This is a genomic window from Heterorhizobium halophytocola (assembly GCF_017873095.1).
Classification (GTDB): Bacteria; Pseudomonadota; Alphaproteobacteria; order Rhizobiales; family Rhizobiaceae; genus Allorhizobium; species Allorhizobium halophytocola.
Genome location: NZ_JAGGJU010000019.1, coordinates 45,457 through 66,258, shown reverse-complemented (window position 1 = coordinate 66,258; position 20,802 = coordinate 45,457). Strand labels below are relative to the sequence as shown.

At 65.4% G+C, this 20,802-nt stretch carries 14 protein-coding genes and 1 pseudogene; 7 read left to right on the top strand and 8 right to left on the bottom strand.

What is annotated here, in order from left to right; genetic code table 11:
• Positions 1–141: 141 nt before the first annotated feature.
• From J2Z17_RS24745 to J2Z17_RS24735, 3 genes and pseudogenes are all read right to left on the bottom strand, one after another.
• A complete protein-coding gene (locus tag J2Z17_RS24745) occupies positions 142–606 on the bottom strand; it encodes a VOC family protein (protein ID WP_209949445.1) in 465 nt (154 codons plus the stop codon).
• 72 nt (positions 607–678) lie between these two features.
• Positions 679–1,902 (bottom strand): MFS transporter, encoded by a 1,224-nt coding sequence (locus J2Z17_RS24740; RefSeq protein WP_209949442.1) that lies wholly within the window; start codon positions 1,900–1,902, stop codon positions 679–681.
• Positions 1,903–2,105: 203 nt separating this feature from the next.
• Positions 2,106–2,738 (bottom strand): annotated as a pseudogene (locus J2Z17_RS24735) (LysE family translocator).
• Between the two features lie 257 nt (positions 2,739–2,995).
• Between J2Z17_RS24735 and J2Z17_RS24730 the strand changes: the two are divergent.
• Positions 2,996–4,882: an ABC transporter ATP-binding protein gene (locus J2Z17_RS24730; protein WP_209949440.1), complete on the top strand. Its 1,887-nt coding sequence runs from the start codon at positions 2,996–2,998 to the stop codon at positions 4,880–4,882.
• Positions 4,883–5,065: 183 nt separating this feature from the next.
• Here the strand turns inward: J2Z17_RS24730 and J2Z17_RS24725 are convergent, their stop codons facing one another.
• From J2Z17_RS24725 to J2Z17_RS24715, 3 genes are read right to left on the bottom strand one after another with little or no spacing between them, the layout of a single operon-like run.
• The gene (locus tag J2Z17_RS24725) at positions 5,066–6,019 is read right to left on the bottom strand and encodes an ABC transporter permease subunit (RefSeq protein ID WP_209949438.1); all 954 of its coding nucleotides are present in this window, start codon (positions 6,017–6,019) and stop codon (positions 5,066–5,068) included.
• Positions 6,009–6,968: an ABC transporter ATP-binding protein gene (locus J2Z17_RS24720; protein ID WP_209949436.1), complete on the bottom strand. Its 960-nt coding sequence runs from the start codon at positions 6,966–6,968 to the stop codon at positions 6,009–6,011. The genes J2Z17_RS24725 and J2Z17_RS24720 overlap by 11 nt, the downstream gene beginning before the upstream one ends.
• Positions 6,965–8,143, bottom strand: a complete 1,179-nt coding sequence (locus J2Z17_RS24715; protein WP_209949434.1) for a COG1470 family protein — start codon at positions 8,141–8,143, stop codon at positions 6,965–6,967. Before J2Z17_RS24715 ends, J2Z17_RS24720 begins: the two co-directional genes overlap by 4 nt.
• Positions 8,144–8,618: 475 nt before the next feature.
• Between J2Z17_RS24715 and J2Z17_RS24710 the strand changes: the two genes are divergently transcribed.
• The 4 genes from J2Z17_RS24710 to J2Z17_RS24695 all read left to right on the top strand — a co-directional run bounded on the left by J2Z17_RS24710 (position 8,619) and on the right by J2Z17_RS24695 (position 11,899).
• The gene (locus J2Z17_RS24710; RefSeq protein WP_209949432.1) at positions 8,619–10,952 is read left to right on the top strand and encodes a glucose/quinate/shikimate family membrane-bound PQQ-dependent dehydrogenase; all 2,334 of its coding nucleotides are present in this window, start codon (positions 8,619–8,621) and stop codon (positions 10,950–10,952) included.
• A 205-nt stretch (positions 10,953–11,157) separates the two neighbouring features.
• Complete coding sequence (locus tag J2Z17_RS24705; protein ID WP_245224338.1) at positions 11,158–11,442, top strand: DUF6074 family protein; 285 nt, start codon at positions 11,158–11,160, stop codon at positions 11,440–11,442.
• Between the two features lie 92 nt (positions 11,443–11,534).
• Positions 11,535–11,765 carry a hypothetical protein gene (locus tag J2Z17_RS24700; protein ID WP_209949430.1) on the top strand — a complete coding sequence of 77 codons (231 nt, stop codon included), beginning with the start codon at positions 11,535–11,537 and terminating at the stop codon, positions 11,763–11,765.
• On the top strand, positions 11,762–11,899 hold the full coding sequence (locus tag J2Z17_RS24695; RefSeq protein ID WP_209949428.1) for a hypothetical protein: 138 nt from the start codon (positions 11,762–11,764) through the stop codon (positions 11,897–11,899). Before J2Z17_RS24700 ends, J2Z17_RS24695 begins: the two co-directional genes overlap by 4 nt.
• Positions 11,900–12,036: 137 nt before the next feature.
• Here the strand turns inward: J2Z17_RS24695 and J2Z17_RS24690 are convergent, their stop codons facing one another.
• Both J2Z17_RS24690 and J2Z17_RS24685 read right to left on the bottom strand, forming a co-directional pair.
• Entirely contained in the window at positions 12,037–13,215 is a 1,179-nt protein-coding gene (locus J2Z17_RS24690; RefSeq protein ID WP_209949426.1) for a class I SAM-dependent methyltransferase, read from the bottom strand.
• Between the two features lie 317 nt (positions 13,216–13,532).
• Positions 13,533–16,154, bottom strand: a complete 2,622-nt coding sequence (locus tag J2Z17_RS24685) for an ATP-dependent helicase (RefSeq protein WP_209949424.1) — start codon at positions 16,152–16,154, stop codon at positions 13,533–13,535.
• Positions 16,155–16,420: 266 nt separating this feature from the next.
• Between J2Z17_RS24685 and J2Z17_RS24680 the strand changes: the two genes are divergently transcribed.
• The gene (locus tag J2Z17_RS24680) at positions 16,421–17,608 is read left to right on the top strand and encodes an efflux RND transporter periplasmic adaptor subunit (protein WP_209949422.1); all 1,188 of its coding nucleotides are present in this window, start codon (positions 16,421–16,423) and stop codon (positions 17,606–17,608) included.
• Positions 17,608–20,784, top strand: coding sequence for an efflux RND transporter permease subunit (locus tag J2Z17_RS24675; RefSeq protein WP_209949420.1), 3,177 nt, complete (start codon positions 17,608–17,610; stop codon positions 20,782–20,784). The genes J2Z17_RS24680 and J2Z17_RS24675 overlap by 1 nt, the downstream gene beginning before the upstream one ends.
• Positions 20,785–20,802 lie beyond the last annotated feature (18 nt).

Genomic DNA, 20,802 nt, shown 5'->3' with positions numbered 1-20,802 from the left:
AACTGCCGAACTGCCGAACTGCCGAACTGCCGAACTGCCGAACTGCCGAACTGCCGAACTGCCGAACTGCCGAACTGCCGAACTGCCGAACTGCCCACGGGGTGAGGTCCCGTTCGCCGGCGCAACAGCCCGCGCCGCGGCTCAGGCCGCGGCTGTCTCGAGGACTGCGATATCGAATTTCGTCATTTTCAGCATGGCCTCGGTGACGCGTTTCGCCCTGGCCGGGTCACCGCCCATCAGGGTGCCGAGCCGGGCAGGGGTGATCTGCCAGCAAAGGCCGTAGCGATCGCGCAGCCAGCCGCATTGCTCGGTCGAGCCGCCTTGCGACAGGGTGTGCCAGAGATGGTCGATCTCGGCCTGGGTGTCGCAGGTGACGACGATGGAAAAGCTGTGGTTGAACGGATCGAGCGGACCGGCCTCGATCGCCATATAGCGCTGGTCGCCGAGCGAGAAGCCGGAAAGCCGGACGCTGCCGGCGGGGCCGCTCGGCGTGTCGGCGGGGATCGCCGAGATCCATTCGATCCGCGACCCCGGAATGAGCGAGGTATAGAGGTTCAACGCCTCTTCCATGTCTTTTTCGAACCACAGATGCTGGGTGACCTGCATGGCAGTCTCCTTGCCGAGGGCAGGAAGGGGTGGGCCGGACAGCCTGCCGGCGGGGGCTGGCCCCGCCTTGCGTCAGGCGAGCGCCGGTTGCGGGGTGAAGCGCCGCGTCACCGGCTTGAAGGTGGCCGCTACCAGGAAGGCGCCGATGCCCATGGCGAAGGCGCCGACATAGAGCCAGGTATAGCTGGCGAACTCGTCGTAGATCAGCCCGCCGGCCAGCGGTCCGAGCGCCATGCCGAGGCCGCCGGCAAGCCCGGTGCCGCCGATCACCGTGCCCATCATCCGCTGCGGGAAGTTCTCCCGCGCGATCACGGCGTAGAGCGGCATGACGCCGGCATAGATGAAGCCGAAGGTGGCGGCGACCGCGTAGAAGCCGACCAACTGGTGGACGAAGACATAGGCGAGCGCGCCGAAGGCCTGGGCGAGGAGGCCGAGCACCAGCACCCGCCTGGCGCCGAAACGGTCGCCGAGAAGGCCGAAGGCGATGCGCCCGCCCATGCCGGCCAGACCCTCGATCGAATAGATCGAGACGGCCGCGACCAGCGGGATGCCGCAGGTCAGCGCATAGGAGACGGTGTGGAAGATCGGGCCGGCATGGGTGGCGCAGCAGAAGAAATTGGTCAGCAACAGGATGATGAATTGCGGCGAGCGCAGCGCCTGCGCCGTGGTGATCTCGTCATCGGGCATGTCGGGTGCAGCCGGTTGTCCGCCGCCGGCCGCCGCCGCCCGCTGCGGCGCACGGCGAAAGACCAGGGCGGCCGGGATCATCAGGCAGGCCGCGACCACCGCGATGATCTGCATGGCGGTGCGCCAGTCATGGCCCTCGATCAGGAAGGCGGCGAACGGCGCCATGGTCATCGGCGCCATGCCCATGCCGGCGGAGACCAGCGAGACGGCCAGTGAGCGATGGGTGTCGAACCAGCCGATGACGCAGGCCATCATCGGCGCCATGATGGCGGCGACCGCAAGCCCGCTCAGCAGACCGAAGGAGAGCTGGAAGGCGACGAGCGAGGGCGAAACACTGGCCCCCAGCAGGCTTGCGACCAGAAGCGTGCAGCCGGTCAGGAGCACGGGGCGGGGACCGATCCGGTCGGACAGATTGCCCCAGACCATGCTGGCCAGCGCCATGGCGATGAAGCCGACGGTCATCGCCGACGAGATGCCGGTCGTCGACCAGCCGGTGTCCTTCGACATCGGCAGCAGGAAGACGGGCAGGCAGAACATGGCGCCGATCGCCACGCAGCCGAGAAGGCCGCCGGCGGCGACCAGAAACCAGCGAAACTCTACTGTCGGCATTGACCATGTCCTCCCACGGAACCGTCAAGGTTGGATTATAAACCAATTTTGCGCAGTCGGGCATACGGTGCGCGGGCCGAGACGACGGATCACGCATGCGCGGCGCAGATAAAGTTGATATCAACCTAAATGCCGGTTGTCAAACCGGATTGACCACGCTGTCGGCGGCGGAGTCCCGGACCGGCGCGGCGAGATCGGCCGCGCTAGCTTGCCCGGCGATAGAGCGCCAGCGAGCCGGGCAGAACCAGAAGCGCGCTGCCGCAGAGACGGTCGAGCCAGAGTGCACCGGATTGTCGCAACAGCCGGACGGCTTGCGATCCGAGCAAGGCGTAGCCGAACATGACCAGCCCATCGATGGTGGCGAAGACGAGGGCGAGCGTCGCATATTGTTCGATCGGCGGTGCGGACGGATCGATGAACTGGGGCAGGAAGGCGGAGAAGAAGAGCTAGCCCTTGGGGTTCGTCACCGCCACGAGGAAACTCTTAAGGAAGAGCGCGCTCGCCGATCCGGTCGCCCTGTCTTCTGCCGAGCGGAGCGCCCTGTCGAGCGTGCCCCGGGAGTGCAGCAACAGGACGCCGAGAAAGGCCAGATAGCCGACGCCGACCCATTTGACGATGGTAAACCAGAATTCCGATGCTGAAAGCAGGGCGCCGAGGCCGAGGGCGACGGCGCCGATCAGCACGAAATCGGAAAGGACCGCGCCGATCATGCCGAAACAGGCGCGACGTGGCCCGAACCGCGAACCGTTCGCCAGCGCGAGAAGCACCGTCGGACCGGGCGTCGCGATCCCGATAAAGGCGACCAAGGCGAATGCGAGCACCGTCATGTCCGTCATTTGTCCCCCATCCAATTACAGTGTGGCTGTGCCGGCGCGATGTAGCACCGCCGCCACGGTTGCAATCTTTCCGACTTCCTCCCTTTTGTCGAAATAGAGGTCAAAGCGGCCCGACCGACCTGCATGCCCTGCGCGGCCCCTCTATATCAGGGGTCGAGTGATGCGTGCCCTATGTTAAGCATGGTTGATAGCGGCAGTTCCGGTGCCGTTGTCCTATAGCGTCTCCAGCCTTGCGTCTGCGATCCCAGCGAGCTGACATGTCCCTTGCCGATCTGATCTACCGACCGTTCGAGAACCTTATCCGTCCGCTCGACATTGCCTACCGGCCGATGCCGTCCAGCGGGCCGTTTGCGCTGGTGTGGCATTTCCTGCGGATGTTCTGGCCGCCCCTTGTCGCTTTCACCGTGCTGCTGGTGCTTGGCGAAACCTTCAATCTCGCGCTGATCTGGGGGATTGCCAAGGTGATCGACGGGGTAGGCGCCATGGGCGCCGCAGTCTTTCTGCGCGCGCACTGGGACATGCTGGTGCTGTTCGGCCTGATGCTGTTTCCGGCCTATCCGCTGACGATCTTTCTTGCCGATGCGATCTTCTATCAGTCGCTGGCCATCGGCATGCCGGTCGCCATGCAGTGGCAGGGCCACAAGGCGGTGGAGCGGCAGGATCTCGGGTTTTTCCAGGACCAGTTTGCCGGACAGGTGGCGGCCCGGATCGGCCAGGTGTCGCAGGCCGTGCAGCAGCAGATGATGGTGGCAGCCCAGAAAGTGCCGCGCTTCATCATGCAGTTCGGCGGCGCGCTGGTGCTGCTGACGGCCTTTGCCTGGCCGCTCGTCCTGCCGGTGCTGGTCTGGATGATCGTCGTTGCGGTGATCGTCGTGCGCGCCGTGCCGAGCTTTACCGAACGGTCGAAACGGGTGGCGGCGGCGCGCAGCCGGATCAGCGGCACGCTGACCGACCTCTACACCAATATGGGCATGGTCAAGCAGTTCGCCGCCGAAGAAAGCGAGGCGGGGGCGCTGGGCAAGGTGATGCTCAAAAGCATCGCGACGCGGCAGCAGGAGAACCGTCTCTATGTGACGACGGTCGTGTCGCTGGTGACCTGCAATCTGCTGTTTCTCTGGATCGGCATGTTCGCCGTCGGGCTTTACTGTCTGGTCAACGGCTATGCCTCGCTTGGCGATTTCGTCGCCGGCGTGACGGTGGCGCAGCGTCTGGCCGGCAATGCGGTGGGGTTGATGGAAATCGGGCAGCAGGTGTTCCAGGCGGCCGGCACGATCCGCGACGCACTGCCGGTGATCACCGCCAAACCGACGATCGTCGATGTCGAGGACGCACCGCCGCTGACGGTGACAGCCGGGGAAATCCGGTTCGAAAGGGTGAGTTTCTCCTACCATGCCGACCGCCGGGTCATCCGCCATCTCGACCTGACGATCCGTCCCGGCGAGAAGCTCGGCCTTGTCGGCGTGTCGGGCGCCGGCAAGTCGACGGTGGTCAGCCTGCTGTTGCGGTTCTTCGATGTCAGCGCCGGCCGTATCCTGATCGATGGCCAGGATATCCGGCAGGTGCGGCAGACGAGCCTGCGCGAAAGGGTCGGCGTGATCGCGCAGGATGTGTCCCTGCTGCACCGCTCCGTCGGCGACAATATCCGCTATGGGCGGCCGGGGGCGCGCCGGGCAGAGGTCGAGCGGGCCGCGGAGATGGCGCAGGCGGACGGCTTCATCGCCGAACTCGTCGATGCCGAAGGGCGCAGCGGCTACGACGCCTATGTCGGCGATCGCGGGGTGAAGCTGTCGGGCGGCCAGCGGCAGCGGGTGGCGATTGCCCGGGTGCTGCTGAAGGACGCGCCGATCCTGGTGCTCGACGAGGCGACCTCGGCGCTCGATTCGGAAGCCGAGGCGGCGATCCAGGAAAAGCTCGACGTGCTCATGCAGGGCAAGACGGTGATCGCGATTGCCCATCGCCTCTCGACCATCGCGCAGATGGACCGGATCGTGGTGATCGACAAGGGCGCGATCGTGGAGGAGGGGACGCCGGCCGAGCTTCTGGAACGCGGCGGCCTCTATGCCAGGCTCTGGGCACGGCAGACGGGCGGCTATATCGCCGATGCGGCGGAGGACGATGCGGCGGTGTCGGCGGCAGGGGGCTGAGTGCCGGCCCGCAGGCTTTCAGGGGCGACCGCCTTCTTCCCGCCCACCGACGGGTCTGACGGGAAGAAGGGGCTGCCGCCCGGCCGAGTGATCCCGCGGTTGAGTGTTCGCGTGCAGCCGGGGGCGAGACGACCGGCCCCCGGGAGAGTACGGGGGACGGTCGATGGCGGGTGGGCGCTCAGGTCACGCCCGGATCTCCTGCCGCTGGAAGGCGACATAGCTGATCGTGTAGACGACGATCATCGCGGCGATCAGGCCGGACAGTTCCGGCCAGATCAGCAGCGCGCTCTGGCCGAAGGGCAGCGGGGCTCCCATCAGCGCGCCCTGCAGCTGGTTCATGAAGACGAGCCCGAGGGTGCGGGTCTCCGGGCTCAACAGCGCCTGGATGATGTCCTGATAGAGCATGGCCGGCGAGATGCGCCCGATCGCCTGCGCCCATTCGGCCTGGTGGACAATGGTCATCGGGTCATAGGGATCGGCGGGCGAGATGCCCGAGGCGACCAGCGGCGCCAGCATGCCCCAGAACAGCGTGAACACGAGCCACAGGGTGAGGGCGGCGAGCGCCGAGGTGGCGGGCGCCCGAAACAGGGTCGAAAACAGCATCGACACTGCAAGCCAGACGCCGGCATAGACGAGCGAGGCGATCAGGAAGGCGACGCCGCGCAACACCTCTTCGCCAGACGGCGGCAGGCCGACCATCAGGATGCCCATGCCGGTCACCAGCAGCCAGAGCGTCAGCAGGCAGATGCCGATGACGATCAGGCCGCCGAGGAATTTCCCCGCCAGCAGCGCGTCGCGGAAGATCGGCTGGGAAAGGATGCGGCTCATGGTGCGGCGATTATATTCGCCGTTCACCGCGTCGAAGCCGAGCGCGATGCCGATCAGCGGCAGCAGGAAGCCGAGAAAGGCCACGAAGGACGGCAGCGGCTGTTTCGCCGTGGTGAAGATCCGGAGGAACAGGAAGGGATCCTGGCCCACGCTGTCCTTGATCTGGCCGATCGCGCCATAGATCGAGCCGATGGCGGTCAGAAGCACGAGCAGCATCACGAGATGCATGCGCGAGCTTGCCATGTGGTCGGCGGCTTCCTTCAGCGCCACCGTCGACAGGCCGGTAAATGGGGATCCTTCACGCCGCATGCTGCACCTGTTCGAAATAGCGCGCATAGACTTCGTCGAGGCTGGTCCGGTCCATCGACAGCCGCGTCAGGCTGCCGCCGGCGGCCGTGATCGCACGGGCGAGATCCGCCCGCACGTCGCGGTCGGCATCGACGCGGACCGCATGGGGGCCGGTGGGCGTGGCGCTGAGCACGCCCTCGACGGTTGAGGCAATGGCAAGGCCGTCGCAATCGCCGGCCTCGAATTCGACGACATGGGAGCCGCCGAGCACTTCGCCGGCCAGTTCGTCGACCCGGCCGACCAGAGCCGCCTTGCCGGCATTGAACAGGGCGACGCGCGAGCAGATCGCCTGGACCATGCCGAGCAGATGCGAGGACAGGACGATGGTCATGCCGTCGCGGGCAAGCCTCGTGATTAGCTCGAGCAGCTCCTGCGTCGACTGCGGATCGAGGCCGGAGGTCGGCTCGTCGAGGATGGCGATCTCCGAGCGCTTGACCAGAAGCTCGGCGATGCCGAGCCGCTGGCGCATGCCGCGCGAAAAGGTCTGCACCTTGCGGTCGCGCACATGCGGCAGACGCACCCGTTCCAGCGCTTCGTCGATGCGGGTGGCGGCGTCGGCCTCGCGGATGCCGCCGAGCCTTGCGGTATAGGCAAGGTTCTCGCGGGCCGTCATGGTGTCGTAGAAGCCGACGGCATCGGGCAGATAGCCAACCCGCCGCTTGACGGCGAGCGGTTCGCGCAAGGGGTCGCGGCCGAGCACCTTGACCGTGCCGCCGCTGGGTTCGGTCAGCCCGAGCAGCAGCAGGATGGTGGTGGTCTTGCCGGCACCGTTCGGGCCCAGCAGGCCGAAGACTTCGCCGCGGTGGATGGTGAGGTCGAGCGCATCGACCGCGACCGCCGCGCCGTAGCGCTTGGTCAGGCCGCGGGCCTCGATGACGGGCTCGCCGAGGGTTTTCGTATCGGTGCTCATCTGCGGCCATACCTTGTGACGGAGAAGCCGAGCACGATGACGGCGGCGGCGATGATCGCCAGGCCTGCCGCACCCCACAGGGTGGAGGTGGTAACGGACACGCGGAACTGCTGGCTGTCTGAGAGGCCATCACCCTTGGCGTGCACGTCAACCATATAGTCGCCGGCAATCGCCTTGTCGGAGGGCGTCAGGGTCAGGGCGACCTTGGTGTTTTCGCCCGGCCCGAGTTCGGGGATGCTGTCGGGCTTGGCCGAAACCTTCCAGCCCGATGGCGCATTGGCCGAGACCGAGACGTTTTCGGCCGGTGCCGAGCCGGAATTGGCGATCTCGAAATCGAAGGTGCTGTCCTTGCCGGCTTCGGCGCTGCCCGACAGGCGCTCATTGGCCGAGGCGAGGGTCAGACCGGCCTGGCCGGTGATGTCGAGTACCAGCTGGGTCTTGCCCTGCGCCTTCGGGTCGGAGGCGGCGACCGAGACCGGGTACTGGCCGGCGGACACGTCATGCGGCGGCTTGACGGAGACCTTCACCGTCTTGGTCTCGCCCGCCTTCAGCGGCAGGCTGCTCAGCTCGTTCGACCCGTACTGCTCCTTGAACACGGCGGAGAAGCCGGGCGGTGTCTGGCTGATCAGGTTGACGGTGTTGTCTTCGGTGCTGTCATTGTGGATCGCCACGTCGTAGTCGAAGCTCGATTTCGGCGTGCCGCGCAGTGCCGGCAGCGTCGGCTTCAAGGTCAGCGCGTCGGGCTTTGCGGCCGCCATCGTCATTTCGATCGGCAGGCTCAGCGTCTGGCCGTTGTCGGTGTGGCCGTTGACGGTGAAGCGCAGGTCACCGGGCTTCTCGCCGTCCGGCGGGGTCAGTTTCAGCTGCAGCTGGCGGTTCTGGTCCGGGCCGGCAATGGCCGCCTTGACCGGCTTGCCATCGCCGAGCAGCTGCCATGTCCAGCCGGACGGCAGGCCGGCGACCTCGAAGGACACACGGGCCGGCGGCATGGCGGCATTGGCCAGATCGAGCGACAGCGTCGCCTGCTGGCCGATCTGCTCGGTGAGCACCGGAAAATTCGTCGTGAGCCAGAGCCCGGTCGGCTTGGCCGCCTCCTGGGCATGGGCCGGCAGGGCGCACAGGACGAGGCTGCCGAGAACGAGGGCGGCGGGTGAAAGGTGACGTGGTGAGACCATCGCATCTCTCCCAAAATGCAGGTTGACGATAAAATTCCCGTCGTCGGGACCGAGGCTGAGGGAACAACCACCCCGGCGACGCGGCGAAGACTTGGCCCGAATAATGACCAAACCTTGGCGAGGTGAGTTACAGATCCGTAAGGTTTTCAGGGGGTTATGTAATGTTCGGGAAAATGTGCCATGATTTCGGCACTTTGCCGGTGGATCGGCGTCAGGCATGCTTCAGCCTGCGGAGCGACTGAAAAACCATGCCTTTTCGGGGCTTGATCCTCCGCATCTGCCAGCCTTTTATGGGGGGACGGGCCTTAGTGGTGCCCCTTCAAACGCGATTGCGTTCCCACCACCGGAGAACCGCCGGATTCATTTCCGTTCGGCAGGGAACAATCCGCGTTTGCCACCGTTTCGCCTTAGTTGCGCGACCCCAACTGGCGGGCGTGCGTCTGTTTTTGCCATTCCAGAACCGAACGGGTTTCGTATGCTTCTTGTCCTGACTGCCGTCGTTTTCGGCTTGATCGGCCTCGTGCTGGCGGTGGGGGGAGGCGAACTCGTCTCTCTCTCCGGCAGTCCCTATTATCTCATTGCCGGCCTGTTTTTCCTCGCATCGGCCGTGCTGCTGCTGATGAAGCGGGCCGTGGTGCTGTGGGTGTTCGGCGTCTATATCGTCCTGACGCTCGCCTGGGCGCTGTGGGAAGTCGGTCTGGACTGGTGGCAACTCGGCACCCGCGGCGGCGTGGTCGTGCTGGCAGGGCTCTGGCTGCTGACGCCGTGGGTCCGCCGGCCGCTCGGCTTTACCGGCGTCAACGGCTTTCGCTATTCCGCAAGGCCCTGGCCGCTCGCCGTTCCGGTGCTGCTGGCGATCATCGTCGCCGGGGCGGCGCTGTTTACCGACCCGCAGGACATGGCAGGGGCTCTGCCGACCGAGACGGTGGCGACGGAAATTGCCTATGGCGGCGATGTGCCGGCGGACGACTGGCACCAGTATGGCCGCACGCCCTACGGCCAGCGCTATTCGCCGCTCGACCAGATCACCACCGACAATGTGTCGAAGCTCAAGGTTGCCTGGACCTACCAGACCGGCGACGTCAAGCAGCCCGGCGATGTCGGCGAGACGACCTACCAGGTGACGCCGCTGAAGGTGGGCAACACGCTCTATCTCTGCACGCCGCATAACTGGGCGATCGCCGTCGATGCCGCCACCGGCAAGGAAAAGTGGAAATACGATCCGAATGTCGGCCTGAACCCCGACCGGCAACATCAGACCTGCCGTGGCGTTTCCTATTACGACCAGGGCGTTGCCGCCGCCGACGGGTCCTGCGTCAGCCGTGTCTACCTGCCGACCTCGGATGCGCGCCTGATCGCGCTCGACGCCGAAACGGGCAAGATCTGCGATAGCTTCGCCGACAAGGGCATGCTGCATCTGGAGCAGAACATGCCCTATGATCCGGCCGGCTACTACTATTCGACCTCGCCGCCGGTGATCGTCGACGGCAAGATCATCATCGGCGGGGCGGTCAACGACAATTACTCTACCAAGGAACAGTCCGGCGTGATCCGTGCCTTCGACGTCGAGACGGGCGAACTGCTGTGGAACTGGGACTCGGGCAATCCGACCGAGACCGCGCCATTGCCGGAAGGTCAGACCTATACGGCCAATTCTCCGAACAGCTGGTCGGTGCTCTCGGTCGACGAGACGCTCGGCCTCGTCTATGTGCCGCTCGGCAACCAGGTGCCGGACCAGCTCGGCATGAACCGCTCCGAGAATGTGGAGAAATATTCCTCCTCCATCGTCGCGCTCGACATCGCGACCGGCAAGGATCGCTGGGTGCGCCAGACCGTGCATCACGATCTCTGGGACATGGACGTGCCGGCCCAGCCGGTGCTGATCGATCTGACGGAGAACGGCCAGACGGTCCCGGCCCTGGTCGGCCCGACCAAGCAGGGCGACATCTATGTGCTGAACCGCGAGACCGGCGAGCCGATCATCCCGGTCAAGGAAATCGCGGCACCTGGCGGTACCATTCCCGAGGATCATGCAAGCCTGACCCAGCCGATCTCCGACCTGTCCTTCCGCCCGCCGACGCTGAAGGAAAAGGACATGTGGGGCCTCAGCCTGTTCGACCAGCTGGCCTGCCGCATCGCGTTCCACAAGCTGAAATACGAGGGCCAGTATACGCCGCCCTCGCTGCAGGGTTCGCTGATCTATCCCGGCAATTTCGGCACGTTCAACTGGGGTTCGGTCGCCGTCGACCCCGAGCGCCAGGTGATGTTCGGCATGCCGACCTATCTGGCCTTTACCTCGCAGCTGGTGCCGCGCGCCGACGTGCCGCCGAAGGGCGCCGACGAAAAGGCCTCCGAACAGGGGCTGAACCGCAATGACGGCGCGCCTTATGCGGTGAAGATGGGACCGTTCCTGTCGCCGATCGGCGTGCCCTGCCAGGCGCCGGGCTGGGGCTTCGTCGCCGGTGTCGATCTGCGGACCGGCAAGATCGCCTACAAGCACCGCAATGGCACGGTCTACGACATGACGCCGCTGCCGCTGCCGCTGAAGGTCGGCGTGCCCGGTATCGGCGGTCCGATGATCACCAAGGGGGGCGTCGCCTTCCTCGCCGCTGCCGTCGACGATTATCTGCGCGCCTACGATCTGACGACCGGCAAGCAGCTGTGGAAGGCGCGGTTGCCGGCCGGCGGCCAGGCGACGCCGATGAGCTACGGTATCGACGGCAAGCAATATGTCGTGCAGGTCGCCGGCGGCCATGGCTCGGTCGGCACCAAGCCCGGCGATTATGTGATCGCCTATACGCTGCCCTGAGCCTCAGGCATCTCATCGCCTGCGAATCAAAGGCCCCGCGAACAGTTCGCGGGGCCGTTTTTCTGTCCGCTCCGGCGCTCGATTTTGTCCGGCGGGCCGGCCCGGCGTGCCGTTGCGGGACGGGGCCTGAAAATCGGTGGGACGATTCAACCCTTCGTTAACTCTGTTGCCTTTAACTCGGAGATGAAACGTAAGGGTGCTTTGAATGTCATTTCGAGAAAGTGTGGCCACGGCCACTGTATCGCGTTCCGTCCACTTCTTTCCGCTGCATCTGCGTCGTGATCTCGTGCGGCAGGCTGCCGAGGATCTCGACCGTTACCATGGCAAGGCCGCTGCCGATTACTGGCGTTCGACCTGCCGCGGCCTGGCTGCCGACCTGACGGCCAAAGGATGTTCCGACGACGAAATGCGTGAGCAGATCATGGACTTCCAGGCGGCCGTTCAAGTGGCGCTTCTGGAAATGCACCGCGAACAGCTGGCGCAGGGCTGACGGCGCCGCAGCGCCCGTCATTCGATCAAACCGTCCGGGATCCGGTCTCCGCTTGAGACCGGTCATGCCCCAACCGTCGCGGGACTGTTGCTGTGAGCCTCATCGAGAACGAACGCACGAAGCTTCTGGCCAATGCGCTGGACCGGGCGTCGACCGCCTGCCTGGTGGCCGGGCTGATCGCGCCGCTTGCCGCCTTCGCCAACCCCCTCGACGGCGCCTACCGCTTCGGCTTCGGCAGCGTGCTTGGAACCGTGATTTGGATTTCGGCCGCACTTGCACTACATTTGATGGCAAGACGAATTCTTGGAGAATTGCGGCCATGAATGGCATGGAAATCTTCTACTATATCGTGCTGCCGGTGACCGTCGTCGGCATCGGCTGGACGGCCGTGAAGCTGCATGAACGCCAATTGCGGCTGGAACACGCGCAGGCGAGGGCGCACAAGCGTCGCAAATAGACGACGATGTTCCATCGAGAGCTTGGTTGACTGGCGGGAGGCGCAGGCTTTCCGCTTTTTGCGTCCTGGAGTGGCATGCCCCGCTCGACCGCAGGCCAAGCCACCATGAAACAGGTTCCGCCGAGCGGTCGCCACCGTCAAGAGGCTGCGGCGGCTGACCCGACCTGCGGGCCCGCCGGCAGGGCATCGGATGGAGTGTCGGGACCGACCGCCGGATCAGCATCGGGTCGGCCCGCGCGCCTCAGGCTGACGGTCAGCACGTCCCAGCCCATCTGCTGCACCCGCTCGCGGATCTCGGTTTCATAATTCGGATTCATCACGATCAGCGTACGTACGCCGCGCTCCATGGCCGCTTCGGGGGCCAGGATCGGGATGGCACTCACCGGCATAAAGCCGCCCTGCTTGGCAGCATTGAGATCGACCGCGCAGTCGATCCCCTCCATCAGCAGCGCAAATGTGACACCTTTCGATGCTGCTCCCCAGACGGCAACGGGGCCGTCGGCGGCGCGCCGGCGAATGAAATCCTGCCAGTCGCCGAGGGTGCGGGCTATGCCTTCCTCAAAGGCGCAGGCTGCGGACATGTCGGCTGTGCGGCGGTCCGGCTCCGCTGCCATTCCGGCGGTGCCGGTGCGGGCCTCGATCCACATATACTGATCGCCATAGACGGCGGCGACCTCACAGACGAGGCCGAATTCGGCCAGCAGGTAGCGCATGGATTGGGGCGAAAACAGCGAACAATGCTCGTAGAAGAAATCCTCGAATGCGAGATTTTCGAGGATCCACGATACGTCCGGGGTTTCCAGAAAAAGGCGAAGGTCTCGCGCCCGCACCAGTTCTGCGATGTCGGTGATGAAGGCGCGGGGATCGGGAACGTGTTCGATGGTATGGCGCGAGCAGACGATGTTCATCCCCGCCGGGATTTTGGCCGCGCTGCCCGCGCTGAAATATTCGGGATGGATGGTAATATGCGGACCGAAAGCCCTCTGCCCATGAAAGGCGGGGTCGAAGCCGGTGGCCGACGTCAGGCGCCCGGTGCTGTCCAGATGTTCGATGAACTCGCCTTCGCCGCAGCCGATCTCCAGATAGTGCAGTTCCCCTGGCTGAGACAGAACGCGCCGGGCCATCGCATTCTGATGGGCGAGATAGGTCTCGGAGGCCTGAACGGAATTGTTGTAGTCGTTGCTATAGTCGATCCGAGCGGGATCGAAGGCGGCGTTCCAGACGAAACCGCATGTCCGGCAGGCCCGTATGGAGAGGCGCCCGGTGGGGAAAGCGCGGGCCTGGGATGGGGTGGGTACGAGAACGTTCTGCAGCACGGGAACCCGCGTCCGTTCCAGGAGAAGCATATGATCTGCGCCGAGGCAGACCGGGCATGGGGTCATGGGAGCGTCCTATCCATCCGACGCGCAAGCCGCCAGCATGAGCGGCAGCGCAAGATCGCGACATGGTCGGGCATCCGCATTGCGCGAGGCTTGTCGGAATGCCCTGCGTCCAGGTCGAATGGAACTTGGGATCCTTGCCGAAGGCGCCGGATGGCCCGGGCGCAACTGCATTTCACGGACGCGCAGAGGTCGGTCGTGACGTCTGCGGCAGCGCGTGGCCCTTTTTCACAGCGTGCGGTGCGCAGGTTGGATCAGCCGACCTTCTCGACAAATCCGTCCAGCACCCGTTTCTGCCCGGCGCGGTCGAATTCGATGGTGAGCTTGTTGCCCTCGATCCCGGCCACATTGCCGTTGCCGAATTTCAGGTGGAAGACGCGGTCGCCGATGGAAAATTTCGACGGGGTGCTCGAGGTCGACTTGGCCACCAGCTCGCCCTCGATGGTCTTGCCGCGCGGGCCGCTTTCGCCGTAGCCGATGCGTTCGACGGCGTGGCCGGAGCGATTGCCCCAGTTGTCGCGGGTGGCATCGGTCTTGTTGGCCTGGGCGCGCTTCCAGCCCGGCGTCGAATAGCTGTTCTGGAAGGGCTCGGCCTTGTCGAAGCGGGACTGGCCGTAGCCGCCGCGCCCATAGCCGCCATAGGAGGTGTCGCTTTCGGCGACCTCGACATGGGTATTGGGCAATTCGTCGAGGAAGCGCGAGGGCATGGTCGACTGCCAGAGGCCGTGGATGCGCCGGTTGGAGACGAACCAGATGTGGCAGAGATGCTTGGCGCGGGTAAGGCCGACATAGGCCAGCCGGCGTTCTTCCTCCAGCCCGGAGCGGCCGCCTTCATCCAGCGCGCGCTGGTGCGGAAACAGGCCTTCCTCCCAGCCCGGCAGGAAGACGGTGTCGAATTCCAGCCCCTTGGCCGAATGCAGCGTCATGATCGAGACGGCATCCATGCTCTCGTTCTGCTCGGCATCCATGACCAGCGCGATGCGTTCGAGGAAGGCGCGCATGCTCTCCTCTTCCTCCATCGAGCGGACCAGTTCCTTCAGGTTGTCGAGACGACCGGGGGCTTCCGCCGACTTGTCGTTCTTCCACATGTCGGTGTAGCCGGATTCCTCGAGCACCTGTTCGGCAAGCTCGTTGGGCGGCAGCGTTTCAAGCCGTTGGCTCCAGCGGCTGAAGTTCTGCACGACGTCCCACAGCGACTTGCGCGCCTTCGGCTTCAGTTCGTCGGTCTCGCAGATGTCGGCGGCGGCCGCCAGCATCGGAATGTCGCGGGCGCGGGCATAGTCGTGCAGCGTGCGCACCGTGGTGTCGCCGAGGCCGCGCTTGGGCGTGTTGATGATGCGCTCGAAGGCCAGGTCGTCGGCCGGCTGGCAGACGAGGCGGAAATAGGCCATGGCGTCGCGCACCTCGAGCCGCTCGTAGAAGCGCGGGCCGCCGATGACGCGGTAGTTGAGGCCGAGGGTGACGAAGCGGTCTTCGAATTCGCGCATCTGGAACGAGGCGCGCACGAGGATCGCCATGTCGTTCAGATTGTGGTTCTTGCCGTCGGCATCGCCGCGCTGCAGACGCTCGATCTCCTCGCCGACGGCGCGGGCTTCCTCCTCCGAATCCCAGGCGGCATGGACCATCACCTTCTGGTCGTCGGGATTGGTGCGCTCGGTAAACAGCGTCTTGCCGAGCCGGCCCTCGTTATGGGCGATCAGGTGGCCGGCGGCGCCGAGAATGTGTTCGGTCGAGCGGTAATTGCGCTCGAGCTTGATCACCTTGGCGCCGGGAAAATCCTTCTCGAAGCGCAGGATGTTGTCGACCTCGGCCCCACGCCAGCCATAGATCGACTGGTCGTCGTCGCCGACGCAGCAGATGTTGACGGTGGGGCGCCCCTTGCTTTCGCTCGCGGCCGTATCGCGCCTGTCGGCGCTGGCCTGCGCGGGCGCGGACGAAATGTCGTCCGGCCGGCGGTCGCTGGCTTGGGCGCCTGTCTGGTCGCGTGTCATCCGCGACGGCGCCGAGCGCTGCGCCAGCAGCCTGAGCCACATATATTGGGCGGTGTTGGTATCCTGGTACTCGTCGACGAGGATATAGCGGAAGCGGTCGTGGTAGTCGCGCAGGATGTCCGGATTGGCGCGGAACATGCGGATCGGGTGCAGCAGCAGGTCGCCGAAATCGCAGGCGTTCAGGCTTTTCAGCCGGTTCTGGTAGGCGGTGTAGAGTTCGCGGCCGCGACCATTGCCGAAGGCGCGGGCATCGCCCTCGGGGATCTGCGCCGGGTCCAGCCCCTTGTTCTTCCAGCCGTCGATCATGCCGGCGAACTGGCGGGCCGGCCAGCGCTTGTCGTCGAGGCCCTCGGCCTGGATAAGCTGCTTGATCAGCCGGATGATGTCGTCGGTGTCGAGAATGGAGAAGTCCGAGCGCAGGCCGACGAGCTCGGCATGGCGGCGCAGGATCTTCACGCCGATCGAATGGAAGGTGCCGAGCCAGGGCATGCCCTCGACGGCGCCGCCGACCAGCAGGCCGATGCGCTCCTTCATCTCGCGCGCCGCCTTATTGGTGAAGGTGACGGCCAGAATTTGCGAGGGGTAGGCGCGGCCGGTTTCCAGGATATGGGCGATGCGGGTGGTCAGGACCCGGGTCTTGCCGGTGCCGGCACCGGCGAGCACCAGGACCGGCCCCTCCGTCGTCTCGACGGCTTCGCGCTGTTCGGGATTGAGGCCGGAAAGATAGTCCGGGCTGCGCGACTGGCCACGGGCCGCCATGGCGCGGGCGGCGATGCCGAGGCCGCCTGCCGGCTCCGGACTTTCGGCTGCCGGCTTGCCGGGGGGCTGCTTGCGGGGCGCTGGTTCTTCATCGAAGAACGGAATATCATCAAAACCACTGGTCATGGGCCTCAATGTAGTGATTCGGCAGGGAAAGGCCAGTCGCGGCGTTCTCCTTTTATTCCATGCCGGTGATGGACGGTGCAAAACCTCTGCCGATCACGATGATTTGCACGAAGTTTGATCGCCGCGGTCAAAAATTTGCGGTCTCACTAATCTATTGCACGAGCTCTTGCGTGTGCGGCGCGGTAACTGAATAGTGCGTTCGCACTATCCGGCAGATTGAAGGGACGGGCGAGGCAGGCGAAAGCCCGGCCCGACGAGGGGACTGAATGAAGCTCTGGAAACAGATCCTGACCAGCGTGGTCGTCATTTTTGCCGGGCTGGCGCTCTGTGTCTGGCTGGTGCCCGGCACCGCCGGACTGCTGGCACGCGCCGGCGTGCCGCCCAAGGTCCTGGGGATCGCGCAGTCGGGCGAAAAGACCGCCGCCGACGACGCATCCGGCGGCAACCGCCGGGGCGCCGGCCGTCGCGGCGGATCGTCCGATCCGCTGGTGGTGGTGCAGCCGGTAGCGCTCGGTCTGGTCAACGACCGGCTTTCGGCGCTCGGCACCGGGGAGGCGATCCAGTCGGTCAGCGTGACGCCGCAGGTCAGCGGCCTGCTGTCGGAGGTACTGATCAAGTCCGGCGACCGGGTCGAGAAGGGGGATGTGATCGCCAGGCTCGACAACGAGGAGCAGAAGATCGCCCGCGACCAGGCCCAGGTGGCGCTCAACAGCGCGACGGAAAAATCGCAACTCTACACCAATCTGAAATCCGCCGTCTCCCGCATCGATGCCTTCGATGCCGACATCGCGCTGCAGACGGCCAAGCTGGCGCTGCGCAACGCCGAGATGGAGCTGAAGCGCCGTGACGTGGTGGCACCGATTGCCGGCATTGCCGGCATCGTCACCGTCAATGCGGGCGACTATGTCACGACGACGACCAGCATCGCCACCATCGACGACCGCTCCGAACTGCTGGTCGACTTCTGGGTGCCGGAGCGCTTTACCGCGCTGATCGATGTCGGCCAGCCGCTGAATGCGACAGCCGTGGCGCGGCCTGGCGATCTCTACGAGGGCACGGTGGCGGCGATCGACAACCGCATCGACCAGGCAAGCCGGACGCTGCGGGTCCGGGCCAAGATCCCCAATTCCGACGACGACCTGCGGGCCGGCATGGCCTTTACCGTCGGCATGAATTTTGCCGGCGAGCAGCATCCGGCGGTCGATCCGCTGGCGATCCAGTGGGACAGTTCGGGCGCCTATGTCTGGCGGATCGTCGACGGCAAGGCCGAAAAGGTCGCGGTCCGGGTCATCCAGCGCAATCCCGACAGCGTGATGGTCGAAGCCGAACTGGCCGATGGCGACAAGGTGGTGACCGAAGGCGTGCAGCGCGTGCGCGAAGGCCGCGGTGTGCGGATCGACGGCGAGCAACCGGCGGCCACCAAGGGCGATAGCGAAAAACTGGCGGCCGGCTGATGGACACCAATCCGAACGCCGCTCACCCCGAGACGAAACCCGCCGGCAAGACCGCGTCGAAGGCCGAGCATGGCAGCGGCGGGCAGGGCGGCTTCACCGCGCTGTTCATCCGCCGGCCGATCTTTGCGCTGGTCTGCAATGCACTGATGGTGGTGGCGGGACTTGCCGCCTATTACGGCATCGAGGTGCGCGAACTACCGGATGTCGACCGTCCGGTGATCACGGTGCGCACGACGTTCGACGGCGCCTCGCCGCAGACCATCGACCAGCAGGTGACCAATGTCATCGAGGGCGGTGTGGCGCGCGTTTCCGGCCTGAAATCGATCTCCTCGACCTCGTCCTTCGGCTCCAGCCGGGTGACGCTCGAATTTTCCGATGCCACCGATCTGAATGTCGCGGCAAGCGATGTGCGCGATGCGATCTCGCGGGTGACGCGCGATCTGCCTGATGATGCCGACGAGCCGCGCATCGTCAAGGCGGATTCCAATTCCGATCCGGTGATGCGCCTTGCGGTGACGTCCGACCGCCTGAATCTTGACGATCTGACGCAGCTGGTCGACGACGAGATTTCCGACCGTCTGGCTTCGGTCGACGGGGTCGCCGACGTCGATCTCTATGGCGACCAGGAAAAGATCTTCCGCGTTGATATCGACCAGTCGGCGCTGGCAAGCCGCGGGCTGACGGCGGCGTCGCTGGCAACGGCGCTTGCCAATATCGCCTTCGACGTGCCGGCCGGTTCGATCACCAGTTCGACCCAGGACCTGGTGGTGCGGGCGACCGCCGAACTGCGCACGCCCGCCGACTTCGAAAACCTGCTGATCGCCGACCATGTCAGGCTCGGCGACGTTGCGACCGTCACCTTCGGCCCAGACCTGTTTTCGACATCCTTGCGCTCCAACGGCACGTCCGGCATCGGTCTCGGCATCATCCGCCAGGCGCAGTCGAACACCTTGTCGATCTCGAACGGCATCACGGACATGGTGGCGCAGCTGCAGAAGGAGCTGCCCGAGGGCACGAAGCTGACGATCACCAGCGACGATGCCGTGTTCATCCGCGGCTCGATCGAGGAGGTGGTGCGCGCCCTGATCATCGCAGCGGTCATCGTCATCGGGGTCATCTATCTGTTCCTGCGCGACTTCAAGGCGACGATCATCCCGGCAATCACCATGCCGGTGTCGCTGATCGGCACGCTGGCCGCCGTGTATCTCGTCGGCTTTTCGATCAATATCCTGACCCTGCTCGCCATCGTGCTGGCGACGGGGCTCGTCGTCGACGACGCGATCGTGGTGCTGGAAAATATCGTGCGCCGCCGGGGGCAGGGGCTGGGGCCGCGGGCAGCGGCGATCATCGGCACGCAGGAAGTGTTCTTTGCCGTGGTGGCGACGACCGCGACGCTGGCGGCCGTGTTCATCCCGCTCTCCTTCCTGCCCGGACAGGTAGGCGGCCTGTTTCGCGAATTCGGCTTCGTGCTGGCGATTGCCGTCAGCCTGTCGTCGATCGTGGCGCTGACGCTCTGCCCGATGCTCGCCTCCCGGCTGCTGACGGCGCATGCCGTCGAGGATCATCGCGGGCCGATTGCCGCCTTCGGCCGGGGTTTTTCCGCCGTCTATCGCTTTTGCCTGCGGTCCTGCCTCAATGCGCCGCTGGTGGTGGTTGCGGTGTCTGCGGTGTTCATGCTGGCCGCCGTTCTGGTGTTTTCGCAGATCACCAACGAGTTGACGCCGCGCGAGGACCGCTCCTCGGTCTTCCTGCGCGTCTCGGCGCCGCAGGGCGTCAGCCTCGCCTATCTGCGCGACCAGATGCGCCGGGTGGAGGAGGCGGTACAGCCGCTGCGCGATGACGGAGAGATCCGCAATCTCTATTCGATTTCCGGCTTCGGCGGAAACACCAATCGCGGCTTCATGGTCGTCACGCTGGCCCCCTGGGGGGATCGCGAGCGGACGCAGGACCAGATCGTCCAGGACATCAACAAGCTGGCTTCGAACGTGCCCGGCGTCAATGCCTATGCCGGGCAGGCCAACAGTCTCGGCATTCGCGGCGGCGGCAGCGGGCTGCAATTCGCGCTGGTCGGCACGAGCCACGAGAAGCTGACGGAAGCGGCGGTGAAGCTGATCGGCGCCATGGAGCAGGACAGCACGTTTGACGGTCCGCGGCTGTCCAACGACATCAGCCAGGCGCAGCTCGGCGTCTCGATCGACCGGGAACGGGCCGCCGATCTCGGCATCGACATCAGCGGTCTTGCGCAGGCGCTGCAATCGCTGCTCGACGGGCGCTCGATCGGCGACGTCTTCGTCGACGGCGATTCCTATTCGGTCAAGCTCGCCTCGACAACGCGTCCGATCGACGACCCGACGGATCTGGAGAACCTGTTCTTGCGCACCGCCGACGGCAAGACCGTGCCGATGTCGACGATCGCCACCTTGAAGGAGGAGGCCGTCGCGCCCTCGCTGTCGCGCGAGCAGCAGCTGGCCGCCGTGCAGATCACCGCAGGGCTCGGCGACAATGTGACCCTCGGGGCGGCGCTTGACCGCGCCGAGGCACTGGCCGGACCATTCCTGCCGCCGGGCTCGCGGGTGATGCCGCTGTCGGAGGCCGCCACCCTGAGCGAGAACTCCAACAGCATGGGGCTCACCTTCGGCTTCGCCATCGTCATCATCTTCCTGGTGCTGGCCGCCCAGTTCGAAAGCGTCTGGTCGTCGCTGATCATCATGGCGACGGTGCCGCTCGGCCTCGCCTGCGCCGTCTTCGCGCTGTTGCTGACCGGCACCAGCCTCAATGTCTACAGCCAGATCGGCCTTGTCATGCTGGTCGGCATCATGGCGAAGAACGGCATCCTGATCGTCGAATTCGCCAACCAGCTGCGCGACCGCGGCCAGAGCGTGCGCGAGGCGATCGAGAATGCCGCGACGTTGCGGCTGCGCCCGGTGATGATGACGATGATCGCCACCATTCTGGGCGGCGTGCCGCTGGTTCTGGCCGAAGGGGCGGGCGCCGAAGCGCGCATCGCGCTCGGCTGGGTGATCGTCGGCGGTCTTGGTTTCGCCACCATCGTCACCCTTCTGGTGACACCGGTCGCCTATCTGGCGCTGGCCCGGTTCTCGCAGCCGCATGCCAATGAAGAGGCGCGGCTGACGCGGGAAATGCAGGCCGCAGCCGCTCTGGAGGCCGGCGAATAAGCCAACATCGCGCGGGCA

Coding starts and splice junctions, on each gene's coding strand:
- J2Z17_RS24680 (WP_209949422.1), top strand. CDS start 16,421: ATGAAGCTCTGGAAACAGATCCTGACCAGCGTGGTCGTCATTTTTGCC.
- J2Z17_RS24705 (WP_245224338.1), top strand. CDS start 11,158: ATGTCATTTCGAGAAAGTGTGGCCACGGCCACTGTATCGCGTTCCGTC.
- J2Z17_RS24710 (WP_209949432.1), top strand. CDS start 8,619: ATGCTTCTTGTCCTGACTGCCGTCGTTTTCGGCTTGATCGGCCTCGTG.
- J2Z17_RS24725 (WP_209949438.1), bottom strand. CDS start 6,019: ATGCGGCGTGAAGGATCCCCATTTACCGGCCTGTCGACGGTGGCGCTG.
- J2Z17_RS24730 (WP_209949440.1), top strand. CDS start 2,996: ATGTCCCTTGCCGATCTGATCTACCGACCGTTCGAGAACCTTATCCGT.
- J2Z17_RS24720 (WP_209949436.1), bottom strand. CDS start 6,968: ATGAGCACCGATACGAAAACCCTCGGCGAGCCCGTCATCGAGGCCCGC.
- J2Z17_RS24715 (WP_209949434.1), bottom strand. CDS start 8,143: ATGGTCTCACCACGTCACCTTTCACCCGCCGCCCTCGTTCTCGGCAGC.
- J2Z17_RS24695 (WP_209949428.1), top strand. CDS start 11,762: ATGAATGGCATGGAAATCTTCTACTATATCGTGCTGCCGGTGACCGTC.
- J2Z17_RS24685 (WP_209949424.1), bottom strand. CDS start 16,154: ATGACCAGTGGTTTTGATGATATTCCGTTCTTCGATGAAGAACCAGCG.
- J2Z17_RS24745 (WP_209949445.1), bottom strand. CDS start 606: ATGCAGGTCACCCAGCATCTGTGGTTCGAAAAAGACATGGAAGAGGCG.
- J2Z17_RS24740 (WP_209949442.1), bottom strand. CDS start 1,902: ATGCCGACAGTAGAGTTTCGCTGGTTTCTGGTCGCCGCCGGCGGCCTT.
- J2Z17_RS24675 (WP_209949420.1), top strand. CDS start 17,608: ATGGACACCAATCCGAACGCCGCTCACCCCGAGACGAAACCCGCCGGC.